Source organism: uncultured Chitinophaga sp., from assembly GCF_937874145.1.
In the GTDB taxonomy this organism is placed as follows: Bacteria; Bacteroidota; Bacteroidia; order Chitinophagales; family Chitinophagaceae; genus Chitinophaga.
Genome location: NZ_CALNBI010000224.1, coordinates 1 through 11,778, shown reverse-complemented (window position 1 = coordinate 11,778; position 11,778 = coordinate 1). Strand labels below are relative to the sequence as shown.

The following is an 11,778-nucleotide window of genomic DNA, read 5'->3' as shown; positions in this document are numbered from 1 at the left end:
TCCGCATACCCTACGACCTGGTTTCCGGCGAAGGCAAAACCGTTGTGCCCGTGCATGTCGTTCCCGCTCAGGCTAAATCGCCCGACGACCGCGCGCCCCGGAAGGGCAAGCGCAAACCCACGATCCTGCTGGTGGAAGACACGGAAGATTTCCGTTTTTACCTCAAGGAAAACCTCCAGGAATATTACAACGTACTGGAAGCCTCCAACGGGGAAGCCGGATGGCAGGCGGCACTGTCGGCCCAGCCCGATCTCGTGGTAAGCGATATCAATATGCCGGGGATGGACGGCCTGGCGCTTTGCCGCAAGATCCGCAGCAATGCCCGCACCCGCCAGATCCCGGTGATCCTGCTCACCGCCATGGGAGAGGAGGCCGTGCAGCTGGAAGGGCTCGATGCCGGGGCGGATGACTATCTCGTCAAACCCTTCAGCTTCGAAATCATGCTTTCCCGCGTGCGCAACCTCCTGGAACGGAAGGCGCCGGTCCAATATCTCATCCCGAAAGATGCGGAGCCTGCACAGCTCTCGGCCGACGAGAAATTTATGCAGCGCGCCCTCGAAATCGTGGAAACGCATTTATCCGATGCCGACTTCTCCGTGGAAGCCCTCAGCCGGGAGCTGCACATGAACAGGGTTTCTGTTTACAAACGGGTTTACGCCCTTACCGGACAGCCGCCCATCGAATTCATCCGTTCGGTGCGCTTGCGCAGGGCTGCCGACCTCCTTTTGAAAACGGAAATGAACATAGCGGAAGTGGCTTATGAAGTCGGATTCAACAACCCGAAATATTTCGCGCGTTACTTCAAAATGGCGTACCACATGCTGCCATCAGCCTATGCCACAGCTATGCGCAAGGAGTGAAGGCAACAAATCGTACCTATGGAATTAACATTTTGACCCTCCTGCGGCAACATTCCTTACCTGTATTTTAAACAATGCGGTACCCTGTGTCTGGGGTAATCGGGATACTTTTATCCCGGGCTTGAGAATTCAGCCCAATGTTTACAAAGTCAACCAAAAGTGTAACGCGCATTTCATTCCACAAACTAACATTCTACGTATGAAAAAAATCAGTTTATCGGGCAAGTCCGGCCCGGCCTGGTGGATGTTCCTCTGCCTATGGCTGGCGCAGGCTACGGTGCTTGCCCAGAATCCCCCTGACCAAAGGCGCACCATAACCGGCATCGTGACCGACCGCGAATCGAGGCAACCTATACCCGGCGCCACCGTAGCTATCAAAGGCACCTCCCAGGGCGTAGCCACCGATGCCGAAGGGAAATACTCCATCCAGGCGAAGGCGGGAGACATCATCGGCATTTCTTTCGTTGGGATGACTTCCCAGGAAATCAGGGTAGGCAACGCATCTGTTTATAACGTATCCCTCGTAGTCGACAGCAAAACGCTCAGCGACGTGGTGGTGGTAGGTTATGGCAAGATGAAGAAAACCGACCAGAGCAGCGCCCAGGTGTCCGTTTCGGCGGCTGAAATCGGGCGGACGGTCAATACCACCATCGACCAGGCGCTCCAGGGCCGTGCCGCCGGCGTGTATGTAACCCAAAACTCGGGTCAGCCGGGCGGCGGCGTTTCCGTTGTGATCCGCGGGGTGAACACCCTGACCGGGTCCAACGAACCGCTGTACGTGATCGACGGGGTGCAGATCCAGCCGTCTACCGTTTCGTATGGTAATACAAGTTCCACAAACCCGCTGGCGGGGATCAACTCGAACGACATCGAATCCATGGAGTTGCTCCAGGGGCCGTCCGCAACCGCGATCTACGGTTCCCGCGCCACCAACGGCGTGGTGCTGGTAACGACCAAGCGCGGCCGGCAGGGACAGGTGAAAGTGGGATATAACTATTTATATACGCTGCAGGATAAGCCTGATGATGTTCCGGTACTCAGCCTGCAGCAGTTCGCCATCATGAACAATGAAATAGCGGCGCAGCTCAACCGCACGCCCACCGCGGAATTCAAGAATCCTTCCGTATTGGGAGAAGGCACCCGGTGGCAGCAGGAGCTCTTCCGTACTGCACCGCTGCAACGGCACCAGCTTACTGTAAGCGGCGGAACGGAGCGTACCGGTTATTACCTTTCTGGCGAATATTTCGACCAGGAAGGCGTGGCCGCGGGATCCGATTTCAAACGCTACAGCTTCCGGCTGAATATGGACAACAAGTTGTTCAAATGGCTTACGGTTAACACCAATGTCAATTTTTACCAGATAAAGGAGAAACTTTCTTCCACCAGTGAAGACGTGATCCGCAATGCCATCAACCTGGCCCCGAACGTGGCCGTGAAGAACGCCGACGGCACCTGGGGCGGCGCTACCAGCCGCGAATTCGGGGGGAATGCGATGTATGCGCCCCTCAACCCTGTAGCCATCGCAAACCTCGTGACCAACAACCTGAAAAGAACAGGCGGCATGGGCGGCGTTGCCGCAGAAGTAACGCTGCTGAAAGGCCTTACCTTCCGGACCAGCTTCAACGGCAACTTCGAGTTTTCGGATGGGATGAAGTTTACGCCCAGTTATCGCCTCGGTGTCGTTAACAGGGAAGACGCGACGATGTCCGTGAACAACAGCCGGAACTTTTACTGGAACCTGAACGAGCTCCTGCAATACAACACTTCCATCGGCAAGCATAGTATCAATGCGATGGTGAGCCACGAAGCGCAGGCCTGGAACTATGAGGGTTCCAACATTCAGCGTATCGGGTTTGCCAGCAACGATATACCGTCCATCAACCTGGGCGACACGGAAGGCGAGACGACAGGCGGCGGGAAAAGCTCCGGTGCGCTGGAGTCCTGGCTCGGCCGTGCTGTTTATACGTACGACGATAAGTACATCCTGCAGGTGGCGGGCCGCGCAGATGGTTCCTCAAACTTCGGTGCGAACAACCGCTGGGGGTACTTCCCCTCGGTTTCCGCAGCCTGGCGCATTATCCGCGAACCCTGGATGCAGCAGCAAGACATTATCAGCGATCTGAAACTGCGCGCGGAATGGGGGACTACCGGCAATAGCGGCAGCGGTGGCGCGCAGTACAGCTCCCTGGCATCAGTGACAACCCCCTGGGGCGCAGGTTTCCGTACAGGCCAATACGGTAATGCCGACTTGAAATGGGAATCTACCGAAACACGGAATATCGGCCTGAACATCGGTTTGCTGAAAGACAGGATCCAGCTGGAAGCAGATTTCTATGTCCGCAATACGGACAACCTGCTCCTGTCCAACCCAATGCCGGCTTACATGGGAACAAAGGGCGAGGGCGCCATCAATGCGCCGGTGGTAAATATCGGCGCGATGGAAAACAAAGGTTTTGGCATTACGCTCAATACGACCAATATCAACCGTAATGGCCTGACCTGGAAAACCAATTTCAATATCTCTTCTTTTAAGACGAAGATCACGAAGTTCTATACCGAAACCGCCGTTATCAACCGCTCGGCCTGGTATATGGATAATTTTACGGCGCGTTCCGCAATCGGCATGGCGCCCTGGATGTTTTGGGGCTATGTGGCTGACGGGGTATTCGAATCTGAAGCTGAGATCCGTAAAAGTGCCATCCCCACGCAATCCGGCGGCAGCCCGCTGCCTATTCAAAAGGATGGCGGCGTATGGGTAGGCGATATCAAATATAAAGACCTGAACGGCGACGGCCTCATCGATTCCCAGGACCAGACTTTCATCGGCAACCCCTGGCCCAAGCTCACATTCGGGCTTACCAATACCGTTTCCTGGAAAGGGTTTGACCTCAGTGTGCTGGTAACCGGCGCTTCGGGGAATGAGATCTATAACTATTTACGCTACACGAACGCCAATCCCAACAACATTAACCTTGGCCGCAACCTGATGTCGGACGCATTTAACTATGCGCGCATCCGAACCGACGCCAATGGGAACGATGTCCTGGCGAATCCGGGGACGCAGGTGCCGAGAATTGTAGGGAACGATGTGAATGGCAATGGCAACCGGTTTACGGATGTGTTCGTGGAAGACGGTTCGTACATCCGCATCAAGAACGTTTCGCTGGGATATATCATTCCTGCCGAATGGATCAGCCGCCAGCGCGTGGTGCGCTCCATCCGCCTGACGATAGGTGCGCAAAACCTGCACACTTTCACGAAATACTCCGGCTTCGACCCCGAAGTAGGTGCGTATGTGGGTAAAGAAGTACAACTCAACAGCCAGCTTATCGCTGTAGACGCTGGCCGCTATCCGCTCACCCGTATGTATAACGCTGCCGTGGCGGTGGATTTCTAAGCACCCTTAAATTCCGAATCATGAAAAAACAATTCATCCGATATATATATTCCCTTTGCTGCATTACAATGTTTGCATCGTGCAGCAAGGATTTCCTGAACCGTCCGCCAGAAGATGCGATCGTGGACGTCAACTTCTATCAGACGAGCCAGCAGGTGCTGGCCAGTACCGCGCCATTGTACAATATCGTTTGGTTTGCCTATAACGATAAGGCCTCGCACGGCATCGGCGACGGGCGTGCGGGCGTTCTCACTTCCGGTTCTTACCAGGTGGTGAACATCCGCCTGGAAACCAACGACGTTACACCGGAGGTGTACAGCTCCTGGTCGGCGTTCTTCAACGTGGTGGCGCAGGCCAATATGGCTATCTACAACGTGAATAAATACACCGGGCCCGCCGTTCCCTCGAACATTAAACAAATGGCGATCGCCGAGGCGCGCTTCATGCGCGGGGTGGCTTATTCCTTCCTCGTGCAGAACTGGGGAGCGGTGCCGATTATTACGGATAACAATACTTTGCTGACAGATACGTCTATCACGCGCAATACCGTGGAAAGCGTATGGGAATTCATTGTCCGGGATCTTCAGTTCGCCGTCGATAATTTACCTCCCACGCCTGCTCAGCCCGGGCGTTTGACCAGCTGGGCCGCAAAAGGGATGCTGGCCAAAGCGTACCTCACCCGCGCGGGGCTCGGCGGTACCGGCCAGCGCAAGCAGGAAGACCTTGACAAAGCCAAAGAATTCTCCCTCGACGTAATCGAGAACAGCGGGGCGAGGTTGATGGAGAATTATGAAGACCTCTTCATGATGAAGAACAACAACAATTCCGAAAGCCTTTTTGCTTTGCAATGGAAATATGATGGTGACTGGGGTGCGCAGAACAGCGTGCAGGCATTCCTGGCGTACAGCGGTGATATCACCGGGTTCAACGACGGATGGGGCGGTGATCTTGGCGCTTCATGGGACCAGCTGTTGTTGTACGCGAATAACGATAAACGGTTGAAAGCTACATTCATGTTGCCGGGTATGCATTATGCCTATATCCACCAGTCTGTAGACGATCCCGCCAACCCCGGCCGCAAGATGGTTCAGGAGTTACAGGTGCCCTGGCTGAACAGGGACGCCGGTGAACGCTGGAACGACCGCGCCTGGGTGAAAAAATATGTGGTCGGCAGACCGGAAGACAATAACGGGAAGATCGGCGAAATGAGGACGGAAATGAATACTTACATGCTTCGCCTTGCAGATGTGTACCTGATTTATGCGGAAGCCGTATTGGGTAACAGCGCCACTACCAACGACGGGAAGGCATTGCAGTATTTTAATGCAGTGCGCCGGCGAGCCGGGGTTGCAGAGAAAGACGCGATCAATGGAAATGATATTTATATTGAGAGAAGACTGGAGCTTGCAGTTGAAGGCCAGGCATGGTACGACCTGGTGAGGATGTATTATCACTCGCCACAACAGGCGGTTAACCTGATCAATGCCCAAAACCGCGGCGATTACCACATCATTCCGAATGCCGAGAAGTTCGCAACCAGCTGGACTATTACGGCGGACACAGAAATCAAAGTTACTGTGAGCCAGGGTAATTTCTTCCTTCCGATCCCCGCCGTAGAACTGACCACAGCGCCGAATCTCCGGAAACCTCCTGTTCCTTACCAGTTCTAATTCATCCTGTAAAACGTACTCTCATGACTAAAAATATTCGCATACTGCTGGCCGGATTTCTCCTGTTGCTGGCGGCGGCTTGTACAAAAGACGATGCCGGCGTGTCGGGCCCGCCGGTCATCCACCGCGTAACGATGCTGGATTCTGCTAAAATGGATAGCGCATTTGTAGAAGCTTTCCCCGGAACGCTGATCCTTATCACGGGCGAAAACCTGAAAGGGGCCACCAGCGTCAAGTTCAATAATTTCGAATCTTACTTTAATCCTGCGTACAACACAAATACGCACATTATCATGACGATCCCGCGGGATGCAACTACCGAAGCAACCGATCCGGACGTACCCAACCAAATCCGCATCACTACCCCGCGCGGCGAGGCGGTGCATGGTTTTACGCTCAATATTCCGCCGCCTTCCATTTCCGGGATCGAAAACGAGAACGCATTTGCCGGAGATTCCATGATCGTGCACGGCGCCGCCTTGTGGCTGGTAGAAAAAGTAATTCTGCCTGGTGGAAGGGAGATTACGGAAACAAAAGGCAATTTCGCCGGCGACCGGCTGGCATTCCTGCTGCCTGACCTGCAGGGAGATACCGGCCGCATCACGATCGTAGGGAAAATCGGCACCGCTTACAGCGATGGTCCGATCAATAACCACCAGGAAACGAATGTGATCAGCAACTTCACGAATAGTGGCGAAGCCGGTGAGCAGCCACGTTTTAACTGGCCGTATTGGGGCGCTATCCGAACCAATGATCCCGTGAAATTCCCCGGCACAAGAGGGTTCTACCTCGAGCACATTTTCGGGGATATTCCGCATGGAAACTGGAATTGGTGGGAGTCCAACCGGACAGGTCAATTCAACACCGTTGTACTCTTCACCCCGGAGGAGCGTAATAACAAAACAGAGCAATACGCACTGAAGTTCGAGATCAATACCAAGGAACCCTGGACGGCAGGTGTGTGCCTGTTCCGCTTCAACAACCTCGTTATCCGCTGGAAACCCTGGGATGGTTTGCCCGGCAGCGTTTTCCACACCGGTAACAAATGGAGGACCGTCACGATTCCGCTTGACAATATCCGGAAATCGGGTCCGGAAGGTGACGGAACGGGTGATGTAGTGACCTCGATGGCAGACATCGTACTGGAAGATGGCGGATTGCCTTTTGTATACTGGCTGGGCCCTTCCGACGATAAGCCCATCACATTCTTCCACGCAGCATTCGACAATTTCAGGATCGTCAAGATAAAATAGGAATGAAAAATACGGTAAGAGGGATCTGTTTACTGAGCATGATAGTTTGCGCGCTGATTGGCTGCAACAAGAAATCCGGCGACCGTGTGAACGGAAACAGCGATGTTGACGGCGGCGATACTACCGGTCCGGTAGTGTCGCCGCAAGATCCGGCCACAGCGGCAACTATAGGTTTTTTTATGGATGGCTGGAAGGAAAAGACATTCACGGCGCCAGCCTTCGACGAGAAGGCTCTCCCGGCATCCGCGCAGGTTACGGTCACGGCGGATGCGTCTAAAATCCTTACGAAAATTCCGCCCACATTACTGGGCAACAACACCAATATTTACATGACGCAAATGGTGACGGAGCCGAAGCTGCTGCAACAAATCCAGCAACTCCAGCCGCGCCTTCTGCGCTTTCCCGGGGGCAACCTCAGCAGTGTTTACTTTTGGAATGCGGCTCCGGGAAATTCCCCAGCCGATGCGCCTTTGCAGCTCACCGATGCAGACGGTAAAACCATGCCCGCAGGCTACTGGTTCGGCGGCAATACCGACGGCTGGACGATGAGCATCGCCAATTATTACAAGATGCTGCAGCAAACCGGCACCGAAGGCGTGATCACCGTCAATTACGCTTATGCGCGTTATGGCACGGGGCCGGACCCTGTTGCCGCCGCGGCGCACCTGGCGGCAGAGTGGGTGCGGTACGACAAAGGCAGGACAAAGTATTGGGAGATCGGCAACGAAAGCAATGGCACCTGGCAGGCGGGGTATCGCATCGATCCCTCCGCCAACCGCGACGGACAGCCGGAATTCGTTACTGGCGAACTGTATGGCCGGCACTGGAAAATATTTGCGGATTCCATGCGGAAAGCGGCGGCGGCCATCGGCCATACGATCCAGATCGGCGCCCAATTGCTGGAACACGACCCGCCCACCTGGGCCACGGCTACGGATAAAAGCTGGAATGCGGGTGTGTTGAAGGAAGCGGGCGCTGCCGCCGATTTTTTCATCGTACACAGTTATTTCACGCCGTACAACACCAATTCCAACCCGCCGGAAGTGCTTGCTTCCGCGGAAGCCGTTTCCAAAGCGATGATGGAACACCTGAAAACAACGGTGCAACGCAATGGCTGACGGAATTGAACATTTTTGCGGTGGGTTCTCAGCAAATGGTGTCGCAGGTGGCGGGCATGCATGCCGTGCTCGTGATCGGCGAGTTGCTGAAGAACGGATTTGGAATGGCCTGCAGATGGGATCTCGCCAACGCCTGGGAGAACGGGAACGACCATGGATTATTCAGCCAGGGCGAAGCCGCTTCCGGCGAGGATAAATGGAGCGCGCGCCCGGCGTTTTACTATCTCTATTATTTGCAGCAATGCGTGGGCAACCGGTTGTTGGAAACTACGCTGCCGGCTTCCAATCATAATATTAACGCTTACGCCACCACGTTCAGCAGCGGCCATGCAGGCATCACGTTGGTGAACCGCGCCGCCACCGCTCAAACGGTTTCGCTGGACCTGAAGAACTTCAAAGCAGGGGAGCGGTGTTACTGGTACGAGCTGACGGGCGGAGAGGGCGTAAGCCATTTTTCCCGAAAGGTATTTGTCAATGGCAACGGGCCTTCCGGCATAGCCGGCGGACCGGCGGACCTGGGGCGCGTGCGTGCTTTCTCCGCCAAAACGAAGGACGGACTTCGCTTCGCGCTGCCGCCGATGTCTGTAGTGTTCATCGTGGTTGAGCGTCAGTAGTATAACTTGATGCTACGTGTTATGTAATCATATACGCCGCTGTTTTCAGCGGCGTTTTGATTTTTGATACTTCCATAACTGCATTTGAATGAAAATAGTAGTTGCAGATTGAATAAGGAAATTCAATAAATAATTCCATAGAGGGCTCCCCCAAATAACAGGGATATTCGTTAGAAGTGTATGCACGAACATTGCAGCAAGCATAAGAACCAGAAAAATAATGTAGTAGGCAGTGATGCTTTCATTTGTATGTGCATTTTTTTTCAAAAAAACTACCTCGAAAAATATTATCGGTATAAGAATAAGGTATATTCCAACTGAAGAAATTATTAACAAATAAAATCTTTTATGGAGTCCTTTGTTATGTCTTTTATTATTGTTGGTACGATAGTAGGTGTCTGGTCCTTTTCCTGGCATTGGGATAGATTTCCTTTTGTGCGTTGGCGTTCAAGGAAAACGAAAGAATAAGACTCCCTTTCTAATAGTCTTTCCCTTAGTGCTATCGCATGCATTCTTCCTGTACTATCGGTTTCAGGATCTTTGATGATAGCGGTTAGTTTAGTCATTTGCTCAACTTTCCGCAGTGAATTATAATAAAAAGTAAATCCAAAGATGTCGTTCAACATAATTGATCCAGTGAAAACAGTAAGGAACAATGCTGCTTTCTGCATTGGAGTCCGTTTGGCATTTAAAGCCCATTCGGCAATTTGATCGTAGATGTTCATTTTAATCTGAATTGGGTCAACAAATATGAACCAGGCTATGGCCGGGTTTCAAGGAACAAACAAAAATGCGGTTGGATCGACGAATTCATTCATCAATCCAACCGCATTCAATGTACGGAAAAGAAGCACGTAAAAATTTTATCAGGATGCGAAAATCCAGCCGGAAATTTCTTCGAGATAACGTTTGTCCGTTTCGTCGAAAGTATTAAGATCGGTGCTGTCCACATCCAGCACACCTTTCACTTCTCCATGATGGATAAGCGGCACCACGATCTCAGAGCGGGAGAGGCTGCTGCAGGCAATATGCTCCGGGAATGCCTCCACATCCGGGACCACCAGCGTTTCCGCCCGATCCCAGGCCGTACCGCATACCCCGCGGCCTTTCCGTATCCGCGTGCAGGCCACCGGCCCCTGGAAAGGCCCCAGCACGAGCTCACCATCTTTCACCAGGTAAAATCCCACCCAGAGCCAGCCGAACTGTTCTTTCAGCGCGGCGGAAATATTGGCCAGGTTGGCCGTCTGGTCAGGCTCCCCGGTAATCAGCGCTTTGATCTGGGGAAGGAGCGCTTCGTATTGTTCGGCTTTCGTGCCTTTGATGATCGCTATATCTTCTGCCATATTTTTCGGGTATAAAAAAAGACGCCGCTTTGCAGGGGCGTCTTTCAACATTTTTACAAAAATCCTAGTTCGAGTTTCGCTTCTTCGCTCATCATGTCTTTCGTCCAGGGCGGATCGAAAGTGAGGCGCACATCCGCATCCGTAACGCCGGGGATGGCGGATACTTTCTGGTTCACCTCCTCCATGATCGAACCTGCCACGGGGCAACCGGGGGCGGTAAGGGTCATGATGACCAGCACTTTGCCTTCTTCCTTCACCTCGATCTGGTACACCAGTCCAAGGTCGAAAATGTTCACGGGGATCTCGGGATCATACACCGTGCGCAGCGCTTCTTCCACCTGGTCTCTCATCGTTATTTCCATGTTGCGTCAGTTTTGCATTGATTTCGCCTGAAAGGCAACGGCATACAGCTTGATCTGTTTCAGCATCGACAACAGGCCGTTGGAACGGGTGGGGGAGAGATGGCTGGTTAAACCGATGGCGTCGATGAAGTAAATGTCTGCTTCCGCGATGTCTTTCGGCGAATGGCCGCTCAGTACCTGGACCACCAGGCTCACGAGCCCTTTGGTGATCACGGCGTCGCTGTCGGCCGTAAAAACAAGCTTTCCATCCTTCAGTTCCGCATGAAGCCATACTTTACTTTGGCATCCACGGATCAGGTTGTCGTCTGTCTTATACTGCGGGTCAATGAGCGGCAGGTCTTTGCCTAGCTGAATGATGTACTCGTACTTCTCCATCCAGTCGCCAAACACTTCGAAATCTTCAATGATCCTGTCCTGTTGCTCTTTGATTGTCATGTCGTCTTGATTTATCCCAACAAAGTTACGGCTTTCCGCAGACCTTCCACCAGCTTGTCGATATCAGCAGTGGTATTGTATACGGCCAGCGATGCGCGCACCGTCCCAGGGATGCCGAAGCGGTCGCAGAGTGGCTGGGTGCAATGGTGGCCCGTCCGCACGGCGATGCCCTGCTGGTCGAGCAGTACGCCTACATCCGAAGGATGGGTATCGCCCACCAGGAACGAAATGGCGCCGCTGCGGTGTTTGGCTTCCCCGATAAAGCGGAGGCCTTCCACTTGTTTCAGCGCAGCCACAGCGTATTCGGTCAGCTGGTGCTCATATGCCTGGATCTTATGGATGCCGATCTTGTTCACCCAGGCAACGGCGGCGCCGAGACCGATGGCTTCACAGATAGCGGGCGTTCCGGCCTCGAATTTCAGGGGAACGTCGGCATAAGTCGTTTTTTCGAAAGTAACGTGCTTGATCATATCGCCGCCGCCCTGGTAGGGGGGCAGCTTCTCCAGCCAGCTTTCCTTTCCGTAGAGGATGCCGATGCCGGTGGGACCAAACAGTTTGTGCCCCGAAAGTGCGAGAAAATCCACGTCCAGCTCGTGCACTTTAATGGGAATGTGCGCGGCTGCCTGCGCGGCGTCGAGCAGCACGGGGATGCCCTGTTCATGCGCGAGGGAAATGATCTCTTTCACGGGGTTCACGGTGCCCATGGTGTTAGACACCCAGGCGATG

At 53.6% G+C, this 11,778-nt stretch carries 11 protein-coding genes; 6 read left to right on the top strand and 5 right to left on the bottom strand.

The features are described 5' to 3' along the window. The 6 genes from Q0510_RS10825 to Q0510_RS10800 form a co-directional block, all read left to right on the top strand. Window positions 1-860, top strand: an 860-nt coding sequence (locus Q0510_RS10825; protein WP_298711093.1) for a response regulator, incomplete at its 5' end; no start/stop codon positions are given. Window positions 861-1,059: 199 nt separating this feature from the next. Then, on the top strand, window positions 1,060-4,257 hold the full coding sequence (locus Q0510_RS10820) for a TonB-dependent receptor (RefSeq protein ID WP_298711090.1): 3,198 nt from the start codon (window positions 1,060-1,062) through the stop codon (window positions 4,255-4,257). 20 nt (window positions 4,258-4,277) lie between these two features. Continuing rightward, window positions 4,278-5,927, top strand: a complete 1,650-nt coding sequence (locus tag Q0510_RS10815; protein WP_298711086.1) for a RagB/SusD family nutrient uptake outer membrane protein — start codon at window positions 4,278-4,280, stop codon at window positions 5,925-5,927. Between the two features lie 23 nt (window positions 5,928-5,950). Beyond that, window positions 5,951-7,180, top strand: coding sequence for a glycan-binding surface protein (locus Q0510_RS10810; RefSeq protein WP_298711083.1), 1,230 nt, complete (start codon window positions 5,951-5,953; stop codon window positions 7,178-7,180). Between the two features lie 2 nt (window positions 7,181-7,182). After that, entirely contained in the window at window positions 7,183-8,298 is a 1,116-nt protein-coding gene (locus Q0510_RS10805; protein ID WP_298711080.1) for a hypothetical protein, read from the top strand. A gap of 20 nt (window positions 8,299-8,318) precedes the next feature. Next, the gene (locus Q0510_RS10800) at window positions 8,319-8,912 is read left to right on the top strand and encodes a hypothetical protein (RefSeq protein ID WP_298711078.1); all 594 of its coding nucleotides are present in this window, start codon (window positions 8,319-8,321) and stop codon (window positions 8,910-8,912) included. 329 nt (window positions 8,913-9,241) lie between these two features. On the opposite strand, the gene Q0510_RS10795 is transcribed toward Q0510_RS10800, so the two are convergent. The 5 genes from Q0510_RS10795 to Q0510_RS10775 form a co-directional block, all read right to left on the bottom strand. Continuing rightward, the gene (locus tag Q0510_RS10795; protein WP_298711075.1) at window positions 9,242-9,637 is read right to left on the bottom strand and encodes a hypothetical protein; all 396 of its coding nucleotides are present in this window, start codon (window positions 9,635-9,637) and stop codon (window positions 9,242-9,244) included. 141 nt (window positions 9,638-9,778) lie between these two features. After that, the gene (locus Q0510_RS10790) at window positions 9,779-10,255 is read right to left on the bottom strand and encodes a GAF domain-containing protein (RefSeq protein WP_298711073.1); all 477 of its coding nucleotides are present in this window, start codon (window positions 10,253-10,255) and stop codon (window positions 9,779-9,781) included. Window positions 10,256-10,308: 53 nt separating this feature from the next. Then, window positions 10,309-10,617, bottom strand: coding sequence for an SUF system Fe-S cluster assembly protein (locus tag Q0510_RS10785; RefSeq protein ID WP_298711070.1), 309 nt, complete (start codon window positions 10,615-10,617; stop codon window positions 10,309-10,311). A 6-nt stretch (window positions 10,618-10,623) separates the two neighbouring features. Next, window positions 10,624-11,052: a SufE family protein gene (locus tag Q0510_RS10780; RefSeq protein WP_298711067.1), complete on the bottom strand. Its 429-nt coding sequence runs from the start codon at window positions 11,050-11,052 to the stop codon at window positions 10,624-10,626. Between the two features lie 11 nt (window positions 11,053-11,063). Further along, a partial coding sequence (locus tag Q0510_RS10775; protein ID WP_298711064.1) for an aminotransferase class V-fold PLP-dependent enzyme occupies window positions 11,064-11,778 on the bottom strand: 715 nt, incomplete at its 5' end.

Excerpts from the sequence above, each read along its gene's own strand:
- Q0510_RS10820 (WP_298711090.1), top strand. The coding sequence starts at position 1,060 with ATGAAAAAAATCAGTTTATCGGGCAAGTCCGGCCCGGCCTGGTGGATG.
- Q0510_RS10815 (WP_298711086.1), top strand. The coding sequence starts at position 4,278 with ATGAAAAAACAATTCATCCGATATATATATTCCCTTTGCTGCATTACA.
- Q0510_RS10810 (WP_298711083.1), top strand. The coding sequence starts at position 5,951 with ATGACTAAAAATATTCGCATACTGCTGGCCGGATTTCTCCTGTTGCTG.
- Q0510_RS10805 (WP_298711080.1), top strand. The coding sequence starts at position 7,183 with ATGAAAAATACGGTAAGAGGGATCTGTTTACTGAGCATGATAGTTTGC.
- Q0510_RS10795 (WP_298711075.1), bottom strand. The coding sequence starts at position 9,637 with ATGAACATCTACGATCAAATTGCCGAATGGGCTTTAAATGCCAAACGG.
- Q0510_RS10790 (WP_298711073.1), bottom strand. The coding sequence starts at position 10,255 with ATGGCAGAAGATATAGCGATCATCAAAGGCACGAAAGCCGAACAATAC.
- Q0510_RS10785 (WP_298711070.1), bottom strand. The coding sequence starts at position 10,617 with ATGGAAATAACGATGAGAGACCAGGTGGAAGAAGCGCTGCGCACGGTG.
- Q0510_RS10780 (WP_298711067.1), bottom strand. The coding sequence starts at position 11,052 with ATGACAATCAAAGAGCAACAGGACAGGATCATTGAAGATTTCGAAGTG.